This is a genomic window from Roseobacter sp. S87, assembly GCF_055693285.1.
In genome coordinates this window covers 1274810-1295156 of record NZ_JBVFTR010000004.1, presented here as the reverse complement: position 1 = coordinate 1295156, position 20347 = coordinate 1274810, and the positions used below count along the sequence as shown (strand labels likewise).

Annotated in this window: 15 protein-coding genes and 1 tRNA gene; 8 read left to right on the top strand and 8 right to left on the bottom strand. The window is 60.4% G+C overall.

What is annotated here, in order from left to right:
- Nucleotides 1–134 precede the first annotated feature (134 nt).
- Together ACZ1HA_RS07275 and gyrA are read right to left on the bottom strand one after the other, a co-directional pair.
- Nucleotides 135–602, bottom strand: a complete 468-nt coding sequence (locus tag ACZ1HA_RS07275; RefSeq protein WP_472713419.1) for a hypothetical protein — start codon at nucleotides 600–602, stop codon at nucleotides 135–137.
- A gap of 359 nt (nucleotides 603–961) precedes the next feature.
- Nucleotides 962–3721 (bottom strand): DNA gyrase subunit A, encoded by a 2760-nt coding sequence (gyrA, locus tag ACZ1HA_RS07270; protein ID WP_436399366.1) that lies wholly within the window; start codon nucleotides 3719–3721, stop codon nucleotides 962–964.
- 192 nt (nucleotides 3722–3913) lie between these two features.
- Here gyrA and ACZ1HA_RS07265 point away from each other — a divergent pair, with 192 nt between their 5' ends.
- Entirely contained in the window at nucleotides 3914–4183 is a 270-nt protein-coding gene (locus ACZ1HA_RS07265; protein ID WP_472713418.1) for an usg protein, read from the top strand.
- Between the two features lie 11 nt (nucleotides 4184–4194).
- On the opposite strand, the gene ACZ1HA_RS07260 is transcribed toward ACZ1HA_RS07265, so the two are convergent.
- The gene (locus ACZ1HA_RS07260; protein WP_472713417.1) at nucleotides 4195–5142 is read right to left on the bottom strand and encodes a radical SAM protein; all 948 of its coding nucleotides are present in this window, start codon (nucleotides 5140–5142) and stop codon (nucleotides 4195–4197) included.
- Nucleotides 5143–5310: 168 nt separating this feature from the next.
- Between ACZ1HA_RS07260 and zwf the strand changes: the two genes are divergently transcribed.
- Genes zwf through pgi form a run of 3 tightly spaced genes read left to right on the top strand, consistent with a single transcriptional unit; the run spans nucleotide 5311 to nucleotide 9037 of the window.
- The gene (gene zwf / locus ACZ1HA_RS07255) at nucleotides 5311–6780 is read left to right on the top strand and encodes a glucose-6-phosphate dehydrogenase (protein WP_472713416.1); all 1470 of its coding nucleotides are present in this window, start codon (nucleotides 5311–5313) and stop codon (nucleotides 6778–6780) included.
- The gene (gene pgl / locus ACZ1HA_RS07250; protein WP_472713415.1) at nucleotides 6777–7448 is read left to right on the top strand and encodes a 6-phosphogluconolactonase; all 672 of its coding nucleotides are present in this window, start codon (nucleotides 6777–6779) and stop codon (nucleotides 7446–7448) included. Before zwf ends, pgl begins: the two co-directional genes overlap by 4 nt.
- Nucleotides 7445–9037: a glucose-6-phosphate isomerase gene (gene pgi / locus ACZ1HA_RS07245; protein ID WP_472715297.1), complete on the top strand. Its 1593-nt coding sequence runs from the start codon at nucleotides 7445–7447 to the stop codon at nucleotides 9035–9037. The genes pgl and pgi overlap by 4 nt, the downstream gene beginning before the upstream one ends.
- A gap of 2 nt (nucleotides 9038–9039) precedes the next feature.
- Here pgi and ACZ1HA_RS07240 read toward each other — a convergent pair whose 3' ends face one another.
- Complete coding sequence (locus ACZ1HA_RS07240) at nucleotides 9040–9522, bottom strand: acyl-CoA thioesterase (RefSeq protein ID WP_436399368.1); 483 nt, start codon at nucleotides 9520–9522, stop codon at nucleotides 9040–9042.
- A gap of 97 nt (nucleotides 9523–9619) precedes the next feature.
- Here ACZ1HA_RS07240 and ACZ1HA_RS07235 point away from each other — a divergent pair, with 97 nt between their 5' ends.
- From ACZ1HA_RS07235 to ACZ1HA_RS07225, 3 genes are all read left to right on the top strand, one after another.
- Entirely contained in the window at nucleotides 9620–11239 is a 1620-nt protein-coding gene (locus ACZ1HA_RS07235; protein WP_472713414.1) for a long-chain-fatty-acid--CoA ligase, read from the top strand.
- A gap of 230 nt (nucleotides 11240–11469) precedes the next feature.
- Nucleotides 11470–12423, top strand: coding sequence for a FecR domain-containing protein (locus ACZ1HA_RS07230; protein ID WP_472713413.1), 954 nt, complete (start codon nucleotides 11470–11472; stop codon nucleotides 12421–12423).
- On the top strand, nucleotides 12420–15158 hold the full coding sequence (locus ACZ1HA_RS07225; RefSeq protein WP_472715296.1) for an EAL domain-containing protein: 2739 nt from the start codon (nucleotides 12420–12422) through the stop codon (nucleotides 15156–15158). The genes ACZ1HA_RS07230 and ACZ1HA_RS07225 overlap by 4 nt, the downstream gene beginning before the upstream one ends.
- An 87-nt stretch (nucleotides 15159–15245) precedes the next feature.
- On the opposite strand, the gene ACZ1HA_RS07220 is transcribed toward ACZ1HA_RS07225, so the two are convergent.
- Nucleotides 15246–16241 carry a hypothetical protein gene (locus ACZ1HA_RS07220; RefSeq protein ID WP_472713412.1) on the bottom strand — a complete coding sequence of 332 codons (996 nt, stop codon included), beginning with the start codon at nucleotides 16239–16241 and terminating at the stop codon, nucleotides 15246–15248.
- Nucleotides 16242–16361: 120 nt separating this feature from the next.
- On the opposite strand from ACZ1HA_RS07220, the gene ACZ1HA_RS07215 reads away from it, so the two are divergent.
- A complete protein-coding gene (locus tag ACZ1HA_RS07215; RefSeq protein WP_472713411.1) occupies nucleotides 16362–17255 on the top strand; it encodes a LysR family transcriptional regulator in 894 nt (297 codons plus the stop codon).
- Nucleotides 17256–17303: 48 nt separating this feature from the next.
- On the opposite strand, the gene ACZ1HA_RS07210 is transcribed toward ACZ1HA_RS07215, so the two are convergent.
- From ACZ1HA_RS07210 to ACZ1HA_RS07200, 3 genes are all read right to left on the bottom strand, one after another.
- Nucleotides 17304–17377: transfer RNA gene (locus tag ACZ1HA_RS07210), tRNA-Gly, on the bottom strand.
- Nucleotides 17378–17432: 55 nt separating this feature from the next.
- Entirely contained in the window at nucleotides 17433–18275 is an 843-nt protein-coding gene (locus tag ACZ1HA_RS07205; protein WP_472713410.1) for a class I SAM-dependent methyltransferase, read from the bottom strand.
- Entirely contained in the window at nucleotides 18272–20317 is a 2046-nt protein-coding gene (locus ACZ1HA_RS07200; protein ID WP_472713409.1) for an ASKHA domain-containing protein, read from the bottom strand. The genes ACZ1HA_RS07205 and ACZ1HA_RS07200 overlap by 4 nt, the downstream gene beginning before the upstream one ends.
- Between the last annotated feature and the right edge of the window lie 30 nt (nucleotides 20318–20347).

The window sequence follows — 20347 nt, the reverse complement described above, 5'->3', positions numbered from 1 at the left end:
GTTCTGGCGCGGGCTCTGGAAGTCACAACGTCTGCTCCTGAGCCCTTGGCCGCTAAAAGCTTGGATGAATGGCATCAGACGTCAGATCTCGAAAACCTATGATCCGACACACCCCGTTAAAGGGAAGTTCGCCGTCAGTTCAAAAGGCGGCGCCAGAATGGTTTTGAGGCGTGTCTTGAGTTACGTTTGATTGGGTTTGCGCTCGCGCAGGGATCACCCGGGTTTGGCTCAAACCACAAGGCGCCCCTAAAGTGTGCATGTGCATTTTTGAATTTTTGGAGGCGTGAAGTCTGGTCCGGGTCCGCGGCAATATCGTCCAGCACATTCGACCAGGCTGCAATCAAACCGTCTAAATCACGTCCGAACATAGCTGTTCCTGCTCGTTGGGCGTCCTCAGGGTCGGTATATAACAGAACGAGGTTATATCCGGCAGTAACTTGGAAGTCGCCGCTTGTAACTTCACTAATCAGGGTTTCATAGCGTGCGTATACTTTCAGCGGTAAAACAAAGTGCAGATCCACCGGCGCAATCTTATCAACCTGATCACCAAACTTCGCTTGTGTGAAAGCGGTTTTGACTTCCCGCTCAAATTCCGTGTTCATATTCGCCCGCCATTTTTGACCACTGAAGTTAAGGACAATCACAACAAATACATCTGACCAAAACGCGTCGCAGATATGACTATACTATGATACGCATTGAATGCTCAGGATGCGGGAGAGAGCCCCTGACGTACGGTTTGAAAAAGTCAGTTAGGTCCGCCAAACCACCGTTAACGCCCACGTAACAAACCCGACCGCGCGCTATATTAATCCCGGCCCCACCGACCCGCGCACCGACAAAATACCGACGTTATACCGACGTGAAACCGACGCCGGTCCAGCCATAAAAAGAACGGGTAACGCGCGATTCGCCGATCGGTGCGCCACACGGGCCACCGATCGTTGCGTAAACGCCCCGGTCAGCTTTCGGCATCCGCCTCCGGGGCGGCGTCATCCTCGCCCTGATCCGCGATCCAGGCGACACTCACGACCTCTTCGCCTTTGCCGGTGTTGAACACCCGCACCCCGCCCGCAGACCGCGACCGGAACGAGATGCCGTCTACAGGCACGCGGATCGACTGGCCGCGCGACGTGGCCAGCATGATCTGGTCATCCATCTCGACCGGGAAGGACGCAACCAGCGCACCGCCGCGCATCGCTTTGTCCATTGCCTGAACGCCCATGCCGCCGCGTCCGCGCACGGGGTAATCGTGGCTGGAGCTGAGCTTGCCCGCACCCCCTGCGGTCAGCGTCAGGATCAGATTTTCTGCTGCCGACATCTCGGCATAGCGTTCCTGCGAAATGGTCGCATTGGCATCTGTCTCATCGTCATCTGCCGCCGCATCCGCATCATCAGCGAGGCCCGCCATGGCGCGGCGCATCTTGAGATAGGCGGCGCGTTCATCCGGGCTCGCATCAAAGTGGCGGATCACAGACATTGACACCACTTTGTCGTTGCCGGTCAGTTTCACGCCCCGCACGCCAACCGAGGACCGCGAGTTGAAGACCCGCACATCCGTTGACGGGAAGCGGATCGCCCGGCCCGAAGCCGTGACCAGCATCACATCATCATCGGGCGAGGCAATGCGCGCATTGATCAGTGTCGTCTCTGCATGCTCGTCCTCGAACTTCATGGCAATCTTGCCGTTCGATTTGACATTTGTGAAGTCTGACAAGGCGTTACGCCGCACAGTTCCGGCAGATGTTGCAAAGACAATCTGCAGCTGATCCCAGTCATCCTCGTCCCGGTCGATGGGCAGAATGGCCGCAACAGAGACGCCCGTCGGGATCGGCAGGATATTCACAATCGCCTTGCCCTTGGACGTGCGTCCGCCCTGAGGCAGACGCCAGGTCTTGAGCTTGTAGGCCATGCCGTCGGTCGTGAAAAACAAGAGCTGCGTGTGCGTATTTGCCACGAAGAGCGTGGTGACCACGTCCTCTTCCTTGGTCTGCATCCCCGCCAGACCCTTGCCGCCCCGGCGCTGCGACCGGAAGTCTGCCAGGGGCGTGCGCTTGATGTAGCCGCCGGAAGTGACTGTCACGACCATATCCTCGCGCGCGATCAGGTCTTCGTCTTCCATGTCGCCCGACCAGTCGACGATCTCGGTACGGCGCGGCACAGCGAAAAGCTCGCGCACTTCGCGCAGCTCGTCCGCGATGATGCTCATGATCCGGTCCCGCGAGCCCAGAATTTCGAGGTATTCCTTGATCTTACCGGCCAGTTCTTCGAGCTCGTCAGTAACTTCTTTCACGCCGATCTGCGTGAGACGCTGCAGCCGCAGTTCCAGGATCGCACGTGCCTGCGTCTCGGACAGATTGTAGGTCCCGTCGTCGTTTGCTGTGTGGGTCGGATCGTCGATCAGCGCGATGTAATCCAGGATCTGTTCCGCCGGCCAGCGGCGGGTCATCAGTTTCTCTCGCGCTTCAGCGGCATCCGACGATGCGCGAATGGTCGCCACGATTTCGTCGATGTTGGTGACGGCAACAGCCAGACCACACAGGATATGGCTGCGGTCCCGCGCCTTGCGCAGCAGGAATGCCGTACGCCGCGCCACGACGTCTTCACGGAAATCAATGAAGTATGTCAGGAACTTGCGCAGGGTCAGCTGTTCCGGCCGGCCGCCATTCAGCGCCAGCATGTTACACCCGAAAGACGTCTGCATCGGGGTGAAGCGGTAAAGCTGATTCATGACCACTTCGGCGGTCGCGTCCCGCTTCAGCTCGACAACCACGCGCACGCCGTTCCTGTCGGATTCGTCCTGGACGTGGCTGATGCCCTCGATCTTCTTCTCGCGGACCTGCTCCGCGATCTTTTCGATCATGGTTGCCTTGTTCACTTGGTAGGGGATTTCGTCGATAACGATCGCCCAGCGGTCTTTGCGGATCTCCTCAACCCGCGTTTTGGCGCGCACGATGACCGAACCACGGCCCTCCAGATATGCTTTGCGTGCGCCGGACCGGCCCAGCATGATACCGCCCGTCGGAAAATCCGGTCCGGGAACATATTCAATCAGCTGTTCAGATGTCAGGTCAGGTTCATCAATGAGGGCCAGCGTGGCATCAACCACCTCGCCCAGGTTATGCGGCGGGATATTTGTGGCCATACCCACGGCAATACCACCAGCCCCGTTGACCAGCATATTCGGGAAGCGCGCGGGCAGAACCGTTGGTTCCTGCTGCTTACCGTCATAATTGTCCTGAAAGTCGACTGTATCCTTGTCGATGTCGGCCAGCAGATAGGCGGCGGGTTTATCCATGCGCACTTCGGTGTACCGCATGGCCGCCGGGTTATCGCCGTCCATTGACCCGAAGTTGCCCTGGCCGTCGAGCAGGGGCAGCGACATGGAAAAGTCCTGTGCCATCCGTACCAGTGCGTCATAGATCGCGCTGTCGCCGTGGGGGTGATACTGACCCATCACGTCACCCACCGGACGCGCCGACTTGCGATAGGCTTTGTCGTGGCTGTTTCCGGTCTCGTGCATCGCAAACAGAATGCGCCGGTGTACCGGTTTCAGCCCGTCCCGCAGGTCCGGGATGGCGCGGCTGACGATGACCGACATGGCGTAGTCCAGATAGGACGTGCGCATCTCATGCTCGATGCTGACAGACGGGCCCTCGTATGCGGGGCGCTCGGGCGTCATTTCATCATCATTTTCAGGGGGTTGTGGTGTGTCGCTCACGTAAACTGCCCGATCTGTGTGCAGGGTCTATATTTTGTGTCCGAATACTAGCAGAGGGGACATATAAGGTGCAATGCCTCTGTGCCCGGGGCGCTGGCAGCAACGCCGCTTGAGTGATAACACACTGTTTTTATTGAAAAGTAATTTCTTCGTGGCATTCTGAGGGGGAGCAACAGAAAAGAGGCGCTAAAAATGCCCATATCCGAGACCGAACTGATGCTGAAGGGCTATGGCCTAACGACAGCCGAGTTCTTTTATCGCATGCCAGATTTCACCCATGTGCTGAACACCTTTGTCTGGCAGGAATACGACATCGCCCCGGACCATCCGCGGTTATTTCAGTTTGTGGAGTACTGGCAGTCAGAAATCGAAGGGCCCCTGCATTCGGTGCGGTTCACGCACCGCAAAATGATCAGCCCCGGCGAATGGCGCAACGTGACAGGTGAATTCACACTGCACTGACCTCCCTGTCCTCAGGCAGAACAGCTCGCGCCACCCAGAACGCAGAACTTCGCGCAGTGAGGATGGTTCAGCGCAACCGACCCTTCGGCTTCCCGGAGCGTTGTCCCCAGTTCAAAAGCCGCATCATAGGGCAGGAGGGTACAGGCCAGCACGGCGGGTTTCGCAGCCCCCTTGCGTTTGACGACCATCCGAGATGACGCACACATCAGTGCGTCCGGGGATTTGCCCAGAATACCCCAGCAGGCGGTCGTGATCTCCGGCACTTCGACACTCGTGTCCATTTCAGGAAACAGAACAGTCATGCCCGGGTCATCTGCATCAATGTCAAATCCATGCTCTGCAAAGAACGCGGCATATCCGGCACGGCTTTCCGCCTCGCTGTGCGCCATCACAGAACGGCCGGCCACAGCCATGCGGATGTCGTTGTCGCGCAGCCAGTGCATACCCTTCAGGGTCTTGTCGAAAGCACCGGCACCGCGTTCGGCATCATGCAGATCCATGTCGTAGTGATCGACCGATATCCGCAGCGTCAGTTTGCCCGGCCATGCGGCGTTCAGACGTAGCAGGCCTTCCTGCATACCGCGCCGCATCATCGGGCGCATTGCATTGGTCAGGATCAGCACATCATACCCGCGTTCCAGCGCAGCCTCAGCCATCCCGATCATCTGCGGGTTCATGAAGGGTTCGCCCCCCGTGAACGCGATCTCCGTCACGCCCCAGGACCGCTCTTCCAGCTGGCCCAGATAGTCACGGACCTCATCCGCTGTAATATACACCAGCGCGTCATTGGACGGGCTGCTCTCAATATAGCAGTTCACACATTCAATATTGCACAGGGTACCGGTATTGAACCAAAGCGTTTTTGGCGCGGTGAGCGCGACGGTGGCGCGTGGTTCTCCTTTTGCGGTGATTTCCGGGTCGAGAAACTTGCCTGCGTTGGCCTCAGCGAGATCTTTCATATCGCGGGGGGTCCTTTGTCCTTCTTGAGCCAGAAAATGGGGCAGGGTACAGATAAAGGCAAGAAAACATCCGCCCACTGCCGTGCACGGTCTTGTGATCAGGGCGCTTTTGAGTATGTTTGCGCTAACACAAACCGGCCTGCGGGCAGTGCATTCAGGAAAAACACTATGGTTTCGCGCGTTATCCCTGTCGATCCCTTTGATCTTGTCATCTTCGGCGGAACAGGCGACCTCGCCCGCCGCAAGATTCTGCCGGGCCTGTTCCGCCGGTACTGTTCATCGCAGATGCCGCCGGATGCGCGCATTATCGGTGCCGCACGCAGTAGTATGGACCGCGCAGCATACCAGGCGCTTGCCGCCGAAGCGATCCGCGAATTCGGCGGCGACCGCGCCTGCGAGGACGGAACACTTGAGAACTTCCTTGAATGCCTTGATTACGTGGCAATTGACGCAAAAGGCACGGGCGGCTGGGAAACGCTGCGGGACAAGATGGCGGGCAGCGACCGCATCGAAGCCTATTATTTCTCGGTGGCACCGTCGTTGTTCGGTGTTCTGGCCGAGCGGCTGCAAAGCTATGGCATGGCGGACGACACCGCCAGAATTGTCGTGGAGAAACCCTTTGGCCGCGATCTTGCGACAGCGCGCGAACTCAATGCCACGCTAGCAAAGTACTTTGACGAGAAACAGATTTACCGGATTGACCACTATCTGGGCAAGGAAACCGTACAGAACCTGATGGCGATCCGGTTTGGCAACATGCTCTTTGAGCCGTTGTGGAACAGTCAGTTCATTGACCATATCCAGATTACGGTCGCAGAAACCGTTGGTGTCGGCGGGCGGGGCGAATATTACGACAAATCCGGCGCCATGCGGGACATGGTGCAGAACCACCTGATGCAGCTGCTGTGCCTTATCGCGATGGAGCCGCCGGCACGGTTTGACCCCGATGCTGTGCGCGACGAAAAGCTCAAGGTGATCCGCGCGCTGGAGCCAGTGGAGCCGCATCACATCGTCCGGGGCCAGTATGACGCTGATCCGGATGACCCGGAGGACATGCCGGATTACCGTACCGCCGTCGGCGATCCGCGTTCGCGGACCGAGAGCTTTCTGGCAATGAAAACCCATGTGGCCAACTGGCGTTGGGCGGGCACACCGATCTATCTGCGCACGGGCAAGCGGATGACGGCGCGGTCCAGCGAGATTTCTGTTGTTTTCAAGGATACGCCCCATTCGATCTTTGGTGACGAAGCCGGACGTCACCGCAATGTGCTGTCAATCAGGCTGCAGCCGAACGAGGGCATTACGCTGGGCGTGACGATCAAGGAGCCCGGACCGGGCGGGATGCGCCTGATTGATGTGCCGCTGGACATGACCTTTGCGGATGCGCTTGGCCCGGAGGGCGCTGAAAACGTGGATGCCTATGAGCGGCTGATCATGGATGTGATCCGTGGCAACCAGACTTTGTTTATGCGCGGCGACGAGGTTGAGGCCGCCTGGGCCTGGACCGATCCGATCATTGAGGGCTGGACAGCACGCGCCGATGTGCCCAAACCCTATGACAGCGGCAGCGCCGGCCCGGATGCCTCAGATCAGCTGATGGCGCGGGACGCGCGGGCCTGGCGAAAGGTGACACCATGAATTTCAACGAAAATGCTGACAGAGACATGGCGGTGATGAATGTCGCCCATGCGATCACAAGTGATCTGCGAAAATGCCTGCTGCGCCACGATGTAGCCAGCTTTGCTGTGCCGGGTGGTACAACGCCGGGGCCGGTTTTTGATGCGATGAGTTCGGTGGATATCGACTGGTCCCGCGTTCATGTCATGCTGACAGACGAACGCTGGGTGCCCGAAGACCACCCCCGGTCAAACACCGCGCTGGTCAAAGAGCGTCTGCTGACGGGCCGGGCGGCAGCGGCACAGTTTTTTCCGTTCTACCGTGAGGGCATGACGGCCGAAGAGGCAGCTCCGGTGCTCTCTGCGGAAATTGCGCCGCTGATCCCGGTTTCGGTCCTTTTGCTGGGCATGGGGGCCGATATGCACACGGCCTCGCTGTTTCCTGACGCGCCGGGGGTTGAGGCAGCGCTGGACCGCAACGCGCCGCACCTGGTCGCCATGGCGCCGGACAGCCAGCCCGAAGCGCGCATTTCGCTCAGCGGACCCGTGCTTGAGGGGGCCATGGACAAACATCTGATCATCTTTGGCGACGACAAAAAAGCAGCACTGGAACGGGCCATGACCCTGCCGGCGTCTCAGGCCCCGATTGGTGCTGCGATCAAAGGAGGGAATGTCCATTGGGCCGCCTGAACACGCAGTGGGACGCATTGCGCGGCCTTGAACGGCAAAACCGGGACCGTCGGATCCTTTCGCTCTTCGACGCGCCTGACAGAGCGCAGGTATTCAGCGCCCAGACCGGCGATATGCTGTTTGACTACTCCAAAACCAATATCGACACGGAAACGCGCGATGCGCTGATTGCGCTGGCTGACGCTGCCGGGGTCGCAGAAAAACGCGACGCAATGTTCAGCGGTGCGGCCATCAATGACACCGAAGGACGTGCAGTTCTGCACACAGCTCTGCGGAACCTAGATGGCGACCCTGTCATGGTGGACGGGCAGGATGTGATGCCCGGCGTGCTGGACACTCTGGACCGGATGCGGGCCTATGCGCGTCAGGTGCGCGACAGCGGCATCACGGATGTGATGAATATCGGGATCGGCGGATCGGACCTTGGCCCCGCGATGGCATATCAGGCGCTCAGCCCCTGGGCGGACGGGCCACGCTGTCATTTTGTGTCAAACGTCGATGGCGCGCATATTGCCGATACGCTGCGGGGGCTGGATGCCAGAACCACGCTGGTGATTGTCGCGTCCAAAACGTTCACGACGATCGAGACAATGACCAATGCGCGCACGGCCCGCGCGTGGATGGCCGATCAGGGCGGTGATCCTGGCGCGCAGTTCGCAGCGCTCAGCACTGCGGCGGATCTGACCGCAGATTTCGGCATTCCGGCAGAGCGTGTGTTCGGGTTCGAAGACTGGGTTGGCGGCCGTTACTCCATGTGGGGGCCGATTGGCCTGTCGCTGATGATCGCGATCGGACCGGAAGCCTTTGACGCTTTTCTGCGGGGTGGGCAGGCGATGGACCGGCACTTTCAGGCGGCAGAGTTCCATGAAAATCTCCCGGTCCTGCTGGCGCTGACAGGCGTTTGGCACGCGCAGGTCTGCGGTCATGCCAGCCGGGCTGTGCTGCCCTATGACCAGCGCCTTGCGCGGCTGCCGGACTATTTCCAGCAGCTTGAGATGGAATCGAACGGCAAGCGTGTGCAGATGGACGGTACGCCGGTCACTGTCGACAGCGGGCCGGTTGTCTGGGGGGCGGCGGGCACCAATGGCCAGCACGCCTTTTACCAGCTGATCCACCAGGGCACGCGGGTCATTCCCTGCGAATTCATGATTGCTGCCGAAGGTCACGAAAGCGATCTGGCGCATCACCATCAGCTGCTTGTGGCGAACTGTCTCGCGCAGTCCGAAGCCCTGATGCGGGGCCGCAGCATTGAGGAAGCGCGCGCGCGTATGGCCGAAAAGGGCCTGACCGGCGATGAGCTGGAACGCCAGGCGCAACACCGCGTGTTCGAAGGCAACCGGCCCTCCGTTACGCTGGCCTGGCCGCAACTTGATCCCTTTACCCTCGGTCAGATCGTGGCGCTCTATGAACACCGGGTGTTTGTCGAGGGCGTGATCTTGGGGATCAACTCCTTCGACCAGTGGGGCGTGGAGCTGGGCAAGGAACTGGCCACGTCGCTTCAGCCGGTCGTCGAGGGCACCGCGGATGCCGCAGGTAAAGACGGCTCAACCGCAGCGCTTGTGGGCTTTGTCCACCGCAACCGCGGCTGATCTCACCTGTCGGGTGTCGCGCCATCAACTGCGCGGAACCTGTCGATCATCGCATCGGGAACAGGGTACCTGCCGTCACCGTCCTGGTTCAGCAGGACAAGCACGCATTCGAAAGTGGCGCGCAGCGTGCCACCGGCCCAGAGCTGCTGCGCCAGGGTGAAGGACGTCCGCCGGAAACCCGTGCACTGGCAGGTCACCACATAGTCTTCATCCATCAGCATCTCCTGCCGGTAATGGATAGCACCCGACCGGATCACGATGCGTGGTCCGTCGCCGGTCAGAGCGTATCGTGTGAGGCCCCATTCCTGGGTGTACCTGATCCGCAACCGCTCAAACCAGGCCATATAGACTGCGTTGTTGACGTGCTTCAGGGGGTCGAGTTCAGAAAAACGCACCCGGTCGGCCATCGCAAGCACGGCAGGCGGGTCAATGCCAAGGTCTGACTGTTCCTCAGCGCTCAGCGGGGTGTGGTATTTCAGGGTCATGGCGCGGGCTTAGCGGCCCCGGTCGGTTTTGCCAAGGCTTGCCAGAACCCGACCCAGCGGGCACGCTGTGACGACGGGCGATCACGGGAGGGATCCGATGCTGGGACAAATGATGCAGATGCCGCTGACGATTTCGTCGCTTGTGGCGCATGCGGGCCGCTATCACGGGCAGACGGAAGTTGTGTCGGTGAACACCAGCGGCGGAACCGAACGGACCACATGGGGGCAGATTGACAGAAATGCGCGCAGGCTCGCATCTGCACTCACCAGTCTGGGCCTCGGGCCTCAGGCGCGCTGCGCCACCATTGCCTGGAACAACAGGCGGCATCTGGAGATTTACTTCGGTGCCTCAGGCGGGGGCTTTGTGTGCCACACCATAAACCCGCGGCTTTTTCCCGAACAATTGGTCTATATTATCAACCACGCCGGGGACGAGGTCCTGTTTATCGATAGCACCTTTGTGCCGCTTGTGGCCGCCATCCGCGACCAGCTGACGACGCTGAAGCACATCGTGCTGATGGAGGCGGATGTGGGCGATGCCGGTGAAACGTTACCGGGCATCATGGCCTATGATGATCTTCTGGCTTCGGGTGATGACGCATACACATGGCCGGAACTGGATGAAGAAACGGCGTCAAGTCTCTGTTATACCTCCGGAACGACCGGAAACCCAAAAGGTGTTCTCTTTTCCCACCGGTCCACGGTACTGCACAGTTTCGCCGCCAGTCTGCCGGACAGCATAGGTTTTTCCGCGAAGGATGTGGTGCTGCCGGTTGTGCCCATGTTCCACGTAAATGCCTGGGGCACGCCCTATGCCTGCGCCATGACCGGATCGCGCATGGTGCTGCCGGGACCCGGGCTCGACGGCGCATCCCTGGTCAGTCTGATCGATACGTATAACGTCTCTGTGGCTCTGGGTGTGCCAACGATATGGCTCGGCCTGCTCGGCCATGCAGAAGCGGCTGGCAGTGAGCTGAAACCGCTGGAGAAAACGGTTGTGGGTGGCTCAGCCTGCCCGCCATCGATGATCGAGACTTTCCGGGAGCGATACGGCGTGGAAACCGTACATGCCTGGGGCATGACCGAGATGTCACCGCTGGGGACGATCAACACGCCTCTGGCCCGGCACGCGGAACTGCCGCTTGCTGACCAGCACCGGCTGCGCGAGAACCAGGGAAGACCACCCTGGGGCGTGGAGATGAAAATCGTGGATGCGAATGGTGCGGATCTGCCGCAGGACGGGCAGACACAGGGCGAACTGCTGGTCCGCGGGCATTACATCCTTGAGGCATATTTCCAGAGCACAGCCGATGAAACGCTGCAGGACGGCTGGTTCAACACCGGCGACGTGGCCACCATTGATCCCGACGGATACCTGACGATCCGCGACCGCTCGAAAGACATCATCAAGTCCGGCGGAGAGTGGATCAGTTCGGTCGAACTGGAGGGCATTGCCATTGCCCATCCCGCTCTGGCGGATGCGGCTGTGATCGGCGCACGTCATGCCAAATGGGACGAACGCCCGGTGCTGATTGCCGTACTGGAGGAGGGCACCGAGGCAGACGTTGAAGACGTTCTGGCGGTATTCAAGGGCAGGGTTGCCCGCTGGCAGGTGCCAGACACAGTGGTCTTTACGGACGTTCTGCCACGGAATGCCACAGGCAAGGTGCTCAAGCGCAATCTGCGCGAGACATTCGGTGATGTGCTGCTGAGCTGACGCCGGCGGCTTTCCGGCTTTGATGAGCGGGTCTTATGGCGGTCGAGCTCCACCACGATGCAGGGCTGGGGCTGCAGGTATCGCGCACCCTTTTTGGAAGGAAACCCGGCATCCGTGGCGCTCCCGCAAACCAGGCGACTGTTAACCACATGCGGCCGGAAACAGGGCGGTATTTGACATTTTTTTACTTCTTGGAGGCATTCCCTCTGTGCTTTCTAAGGAGATTACTCATGTTCTTCCGTATTCTGGCCTTTCTCGCCTTTTTACTGATCAGTACCTTTCCGGCGCTTGCTGAAACCTGGGAGCTGCAGCGTGCAGACGGCAACGTCCGCGTTTCAGTTGACGGCACGACCTGGAGCCGGGCTGAAGACGGCACCGAACTGACCAGCGGCACCTGGATCAGGACAGGCGCCCGCAGCCGCGTAATTCTGGCACGGGGTGCCGAGCGGATCATTTACCGGGCCAATACGCTCGCCGCGCTGTCGGTCTCTCAGCCGACCGGTCAGACGACACAGGTTACCCAGCGGCGCGGGTCCGTGTTCCTGTCAGTCTCAAGTCGGGACCGGAAACGTACCAGCGTTGTGACCCCACATCTGGCCGCCGTGATCAAAGGCACCGTGCTCGAAGTCACAACAGACGAGAACAGCGCTTCGGTCCGGGTGGATAAGGGGCTTGTCGAAGTGCGCAGCGAGGGCCGCAGCGTTGACGTCAGCGAAGGCCGGGAGGCCACATCTTCCGGTGGCTCACTGAGCGTTGAGCGTTCTGAAGTGACAAGTCGCGTCCCGGGGGCTCCAAACAGTTTCAGCCTGAGCCTGCGGCCAGCACCGCCTGAGACTGCCCGTCAGAACGCAAGTGCGACCGGTATTGCCAACGGGAAAGCCTTTGCAGCAAACGGCAAAACGAACAACGCAGGCGGTAAATCGAACAACGCCGGCGGAAACGGCAATGGCAACAGTGGCGGGAACGGCAATGGCAACGGAGGCGGCAACAGCGGCGGGAACGGCGGCAGCAACAGCGGCGGGAACGGCGGTGGCAACAGCGGCGGAAACGGCGGCGGCAACAGCGGCGGGAACGGCGGCGGCAACAGCGGCGGGAACGGCGGCGGCAACAGCGGCGGCAACAGCGGCGGGAACGGCGGCGGCAACAGCGGCGGGAACGGCGGCGGAAACGGTAGGGACGACTGACTGCTCGGCTGCATATCGCACGGTGTCTGATTGCAGCACATCTGATCGTCGCCGCGGTCGTCCTGATGGACCGCGGCGGCTTTCTGCGCGCGTTCAATGAACGGCTGGAAGATGTCCGGTCAGCACTGATCACCCGGGATGCATCCGGGGATTTCGTGTTTGTCGCGATCGATGCGGCGTCTCTGCAGGCCGTTGGTGAATGGCCCTGGTCGCGCAGAATACACGGTAACATCCTCGAAAATCTCACTGAGGCCGGTGCGCTTGATGTGTTCTTCGATGTGGATTTTGCCTTTGCGGCAGATCCCGCGGGCGACGCCGCATTTGCCGATGCGCTGGAGCGTTCAGGCAATGCCTATCTTCCGGTTTTCCGGCAGCTGGACCGGGATGGCGCGACCGCTCCTGTGACAAACCGCCCGCTCGATCTGTTCGCCACCCGAAGCTGGCCTGCGCTGGTCAATGTCTTCAGCGACAACCAGGGGGCTGTCCGTTTTTACCCATACGGTGACATGGTGGAGGATGAATTCATCCCATCGGCCGCAGCATTGCTCACCGGGGCCTTCTCCGAACGGTCAGACAGTTTTTCCATCAACTATTCAATCCGGCCGGACAGCGTGCCGGTGCTGTCCGCTTACGATGTTGCGCGCGGCAGGTTTGACCCACAAAATATTGCGGGGCGCTCGGTGGTTGTTGGCGCATCGGCCATTGAACTGGGCGATCTGTTCACCGTGCCCGTTCACGGCATTATTCCCGGACCTCTTGTGCATGTTCTGGCCACCGAAACTCTGGCCTCGGGTACAGTCCCGATGCGACTGGAACCAGCGCTGGTCTTTGGCGCCCTTCTGATCCTGCTTCTGGTGCTGCAGACCCGCCCTTTCCGGAACCCGGCGTTTCAGCTTACGACCGGAGCCGTCAGCATTGCCGCCGCTGAGGTCGCCGCCCTGCATCTTTTCGCCAGATCCGCAATCGTTCTGCCAACAGGGGCTCTTTACCCCGGGTTGCTGGCCTTCTGCAGCTGGTCTCTCCTGTGGCGCCTCAAAGTCAACCGCGCTGTCATCAGCCGCCAGCGGCAGGAGGTTGCGAACACCTCTGCGCTGCTGCAACAGGTTTTTGACGACAGTTTCGACGCGATCATCATTGTTGATGAGACTGGCGCGGTGCGGAAACACAGCCAGACTGCACTGCGGCTCTTTGGGGGTGGTCCGGACGGGGTGCCCATAGTGCCCCCGCGCCTCAAGCAGCAGGCGCTTGACGCGATAAAGAGCGGCAAAGGCAGTTCGCTCCGCAAACATGAAACCGGCGGCACCGGTGGCACATTGTACCTGGAATACACCGTCACGCCTTCGGAAACGGTTTCTTTCTCGCGAGGCAGGGGGCAGGCCGTCCGCATTGCGACGCTTTCGATCCGGGACGTCACGACGCAAAAACAACAGGAACGCGACATTGCCTATCTGTCCAGCTACGATGCGCTGACCGGTGCGTTGCGGCGCGGGGTGTTTATCGAATTCATCCAGATGCGCCTCGAAGCCAGGGAACCGTTTGCGGTCTTTGCCTTCAATCTCAGCCGGTTCAAAACCGTCAATACCGTGCTGGGCCGTCCCGTGGGGGATGCACTGCTGCAGACAGTCGTCAAGCGGCTTGAGGACGCGGACGTCAATACATCAGCCGTCGCGCGGTTGGGGGGCGATACTTTCGCCTGTTTTACTGAATTCGCGACTGATGAACATGATGCTGCCATTCTGGCCAAACGGATCGGTGATATTGTCAGTGCCCCTTACAAACTGGACGGGTCGCACGCCAGCGTCGGGGTCAACACAGGCTACGCAGTGATCGCGCCCGACAAAAGTATTTCGGCGCAGGAAGCGCTGACCCGGGCTGAAGAATCTCTCGATTCCGCCCGTCAGGAAGGCGACAGCGCACCGCGTCCTTTCAATCCGGTGATCTCCGCCAGGCAGTTCCGCTCGCGCCAGATAGAACGCGCCATGGGACAGGCGCTTGATCGTGAAGAATTTGAGGTCTGGTACCAGCCCCAGCACTGTGTCAGGGACCTCAGGCTGACCGGATCCGAAGCGCTGATCCGCTGGAAATCAGGCACCCTCGGCCAGGTTTTTCCTGACGAATTCATCGAAATCGCGGAATCGACGGGGTTCATCCACGAAATCGGCGCCTGGGTCATTGAAAAAGCCATCGCGGACACCTTACAGCTGCCAGAGCACCTGACGGTGGCAGTCAATGTTTCAGGTGTGCAGATGGCCTCCGGGGATATCGTCTGCAACCTCAATAACCTGTTGCAGAAAACGGGCTTCCCGGCCTCCCGCCTTTGGCTGGAGCTGACCGAAACCGTGTTGTTCGACGGAACCGGTGAGCACGTCGAAAAGATGCGGGATATTCAGTTCAGGGGCGTTCGCTGGGCCCTTGATGATTTCGGCACCGGTTATTCGTCGCTGGGCCAGTTGTCGCGTCTGCCGATCAATAAGCTGAAGGTCGACAAATCCCTGATATCCGGGCTTGGCTCTGATCCGGCTGCGGAGAGCATCCTCGAAGCCGTTGAAAAACTGTGCCGGAAGATGGGAATGATCATTCTGTGCGAAGGTGTAGAGACACAGGAACATCTGAATTTTCTCAGAGCGCACCATGTCGGCGAAGCACAGGGATACCTCTTCGGCAAGCCAATGCCCTTCAGCGAATTTCAGGAGTACGCCAGAAAACACCGGCATCTTCAGATCGTTTCCGGCTGACATCCGCTGGACACGCCCGTGTCCCGCGGGTCTGTCGGTTCTCCGACCCGTCCGACCCATCGGCATTGCAGCAGAGGGGCCGCTCAGTCAACGCCTGATGGACCAGACCATGGCCGTTTCGTAACCGGCGGTCTCCAGCATGCGGATTTTTGAATACCAGCCCGCCGGGCAAACTACAAAAGCTGTATCAATGCCTCTTTGCTGAAAAGCGGTTTCAGCGGCATGAAGCAGAGCAGCCGCACCAGGAGCATTCGGTAGGGACTTCTCAAAATCAGCCAGTTCGTGGTGGTAAAAATCATCAATAACCCCGGTGCCGCTGATGTCATGGGCGGGCGGAAAATGGAGCCGCGACGCAGGCTGTGCAATCACATATCCCGCGACTTCACCGGGCGGTCCGACAACCCGCATATCGCGGTCTTCGAGCGTCAGGCTGCGGGTCATCCAGGCCCCAAACCGGGCATCTGCCTCCGGATGGCTTTCCCAGAAGGGGTCAATGTCGAACAGAACACGCCTGTTTTCGGCGCTGCGCCGGACAATCCCCGCGATGTCATCCATGCTGGCGTCGCGCACATCAGTGGCTTCATCCTGCGCGCGGAACCCGGTCCGTGACAGATATAGGGTCAGAGGATCATAGCCGCGCCGGGCGAAAGCTTCTTTCCAGTTTTCGCCCGTGACCCATGATGACAGAATGATCTGTGCACCCAGCGCGCGCAGGGCATCCTCAGCCGCCGCTACAAGTGAACCGGCGGTACCATCCGGCGCATCAGGGGACACAAAACTGTCCGGCAGGATCAGCCCCGGATCCCCTTTTGAGCCTGCATAGATCGGCGGTACCGGGAGCAGCATCGAATGCACAACCCCGGTGATCTGCCCGGCGGTTTCGGCCACCAGCCATACCTGGCGAAAAGGTTGCTCAGCCGCGGTCAGCGCAAAGGTCAGCGCCTCGCTGATCTGCGCAGGTGCGTCGCCGGAAATCTTCCACAGAGCCGGGTCGGTGGATTGCCGCGCCTTTGCGTCCGACATCAGCAACCGGACCAGGCCGGGGATGTCATCGGGGGCTGCGGCGCGGATAACCTGTTCCATGATCTTTCACACCTGCTGGGTTGTTGTGCTCCTCGCCACTGTATCCGTCATGCAGAACGGTTTGACAAAGCAGGATATCTTCGCCAGCGTTCAGAAAAACTAACGGCTCGGGGCCGCCGAATGCAACACATCAACCTCAATGCGCTCCGGGTGTTCGCGATGGCGGCCTCTCACGGGAACCTGCAGCGCGCGGCAGAGGAGCTGAACCTGACACGCGGTGCGGTATCCCAGCGGATCCGTCAGCTCGAAATTGACCTTGGTGTGGTGTTGTTGGTGCGTGGCGCGCGCGGTGTTTCCCTGACCCCGGAAGGTGCGCGCTGCCACGAGGCGGTCAGCGAGGCCCTGTCGATACTTGAGACAGCCATCGTGGACATCGGAGGCGGCGAGGACCGCATCATTCTGCATCTGGGCTCGTCAACGGCGGCCAGGTGGCTGATGCCGAGAATGGACGCCTTCGCTCACAGCTTTCCCGACGTTTCCCTTACCACCGAAGTGCATGAGCAGATCCTGCCGCGCAGCCTGGGACGCAATGAAATCGCGCTCTGGCCCGGGCGCGGGCCGGACAGCAATCCCGAACACCATTGCCGTGCGTTGACCGACATCCGGCTGGTCGCGGTGTGCAGCCCGGCGCTGGTCGATCCGGCCAGAACGCCAGACCTGAAAGCGCTGCTGACGCTGCCATTGCTTCAGGACGCACATCGGCGATGGGAAAAACTGATAGAGAAAGCGGGGCAGGGACGCGCTGAAAAACTGCTCAATTTTGACCGGTCCGCCCTGGCACTGGACGCGGCTGTCGGGGGGCATGGGGTTGCGATTGCGCCGGATTACATGATCGGCGACGATTTGCGCGCGAAACGGCTGGTCACCGTCTGGACAGACCCGGAACCTGCAACGGACCGGCTGTACGTGTCCTGGTCCCGCAGCCACCTCGGCCGCCAGCGGATCAGCCGCATCGTGGCCTGGATTGAGGAAGAATTCCGCAAAAGCGGCGCGGCAGTCTCCGCGCCGAAATAACAGCAAGATCAATTCTCTGGCCCGGAGGGGCCACTGGTACGGAATGTCTGGAGCGGGTAACGGGAATCGAACCCGTAACTTAAGCTTGGGAAGCTCGCGTGATACCTTTTCACCATACCCGCCCTCTGCGGCCTGATTAGGCCTGCGCCGGTCAGCCGTCAAGCAGCTTCGCCGCCCCTAAGCGCGGGCGGTGACAAAGTGAATGGATGCCGGAACACGCAGGCCTTCAGGGGTCGTGTAAGCATCCAGTGCCGTCGCCAGCGCGTCACGTACTGCGCGTTCTGTCCGGGTGTCAGCCTCAGCAAATCTGAGCGCGACCTCGGCCGGTCCGATCCGGCACATGGTCTCCGCCAGAACGCGCGGGTCGTCGCCACCGTCCAGCAGAATGTCGGCTGTTTCAATCCGGATATCCGAAAAGCCACCCGCTGTCAGATGCCCGTGCACCCGCTCAGGATCCCGGAACGCAAAGGGGCCGGGGGCATCCGGGTCAGGGCGGGGCGGCGCGCCTGTGATCGGTTTCGCCACACTGGCAGCAAGGGTGAACCACGGGTTGTCAGGTATCTGCGCCCACGCTGCAAAGCAAAGCTGTGCACCGGGCACCATAGATGCGCGGATATTGGCGAAAGCGGCATCAGAATCCGCAAAGAACATCACACCGAAACGCGATATCACCGCGTCAAAGCTGGCGGCGGGGAACCGGTGTTCTGCAACATCCGCCAGCAACAACGAAACGCCATTGTGGTCTGCCGTTCGGGTCCGCGCCAGTGCCGTCATGCTGTCGGAAATGTCCGCGCCGGTAACCGATCCCCCCGGTGCCACAAGCTCTGCGGCCTGCAGGGTGCTGGCCCCGGTGCCCGAGCCGACATCAAGCACATTCTGCCCCGGTTGCAGGCCCGCGCGGGACCACAGTGCATCCAGTACCGGCTGCATCAGCTGGTCCATCTGCACCTGCATTTCGACCCATTTGGGCCCGGCGGCATCTGACCAGAAGTCCCGCTGTTCGCTGTTGTCCCCGGTCATGCGCGCCGCCGTCTGCGGCGTCCACCGGACGCGCCGCCATCACCGCCGCCGGTGTTAAAGGTCGCATCGGGCAGCGACACCAGACTGTTCAGGATCGGGAAGGGTTCAACCGCATTGGGGATCGCAGAGGCATTCACAAAATGCTCCTGGAACCTCGGTTCAATGGCCGTTTCCACCTTGTGGATGGCTCTGACGGTCGCTTCGATTCCGGCCCGCGCCCCGGTGTTGAGCAGCGCGATCCGCGCTCCGGTGCCCGCTGCGTTGCCCGCAGAGGTCACCTTGTCGAGCGGCGCATCCGGGATCATGCCCAGCACCATCGCGTGTTTGCTGGAGATATGTGCACCAAAGGCACCGGCCAGCACCACGCGGTCCACCTCGTCGACGCCGAATTTGTCCATCAGCAGACGCGCCCCGGAATAGAGTGCTGCCTTGGCCATCTGAATTTCGCGGATATCCCGGTTGGTGATGGTGATCAGGGGCCCGCCATCGAGGCGTCCGTCATGCACCAGATAGGAATAGGTGCGCCCGTCGAGAAAACAGCGGTCAGAACCGGTCTGTTCCGGCGAACCGATCAAGCCCGCTGCATCGACGATACCGTGGATGCGCATTTCGGCGACCATTTCGATAATGCCAGAGCCGCAGATGCCTGTAATGCCGGTGGAGCCGGTCTCGATTACAAAGCGCGGATCGTCCGACCACATGTCGCTCCCGATGACGCGGAAACGCGGGGCTTTGGTCTCGGGGTCAATCTCGACACGTTCGATTGCACCAGGGGCCGCGCGCTGACCGGAACTGATCTGGGCGCCCTCAAAGGCAGGACCGGTCGGCGAGGAACAGGCCAGCACCTTTTCCCTGTTGCCCAGCAGGATTTCCGCGTTGGTGCCAACATCCACCACCAGCACCAGATCATCAGATTTGTCCGGAGCCTCAGAAAGTGCGACCGCCGCGGCATCCGCGCCCACATGGCCGGCGATGCAGGGCAACAGATAGACCCGCGCAGAGGGGTGAATGTTCAGTTCCAGATCGTCGCCGCGCAGCCGCAGCGCATTGTTGGTGGTCAGCGCAAAGGGCGCTTGGCCCAGTTCAAACGGATCGATACCCAGAAACAGATGGTGCATCACCGGGTTGCAGACGAAAACCGCATCGACAATCAGGCGGCGGTCCACTTCTGCTTCGTCAGCGATCTGTTCAAAAAGGTCCCGCATGCCCTGGCGCACCGCGCGGGTCATTTCCGCAGCACCACCTTCGTTCATCATCGAATAGCTGACCCGGCTCATCAGGTCCTCGCCAAAGCGGATCTGCGGGTTCATCAGACCGGAGGAGGCCAGCACGTCACCTGTTTGCAAATCGCACAGGTGTGCCGCAATCGTGGTCGAGCCCAGATCGACCGCCAGGCCGTAAACTGTGCCATCATAGTAACCGGGCCAGATGTTCATAATCCGGGGGTTGTTTTCGTGATCCCCCAGATGCACCGCGACAGTGACTTTCCAGTCTCCCTTGCGCAGGATCGGCTGCATCTCCTGCAGAATATGCAGATCGGCGGTGACGTTCTCCAGCTCCCACTGATCGCGCAGCGCATCGCGCAGTCGTTCAAGATCGCCGGACGGGTCGTGCATGTCCGGTTCCTGCACTTCGACGTAAAAGAGCTTGGTTGACGGATCGAGTGTGATGTCGCGCACCTCGGCCCGTTTGCGCACCACCTGTTTGTGCACCTGACTTTCGGGCGGCACATCGATCACGACATTGCCCTGAACCGTGGCCTGACAACCCAGCCGCCGGCCGTCGATCAGCCCGCGTTTGTCCTTGTAGCGCTGTTCCACCCTGTTCCATTCCGACAGGGCGTCCGCTTCGACGGTGACGCCGTGTTTGGAAAACTCGCCATAGCTCGGGGTGATCTGACAGCGCGAACAGATACCACGCCCGCCACAGACAGAATCGAGATCCACACCCAGCTGCCGCGCAGCTGTCAGGATCGGTGTGCCCACGGGAAAATGCCCCCGTTTGCCGGAAGGGGTAAAGACGACAAGGGGATCGCTGGACATCTTGGTTCGGTCACCTGTTATTTTTGGTCT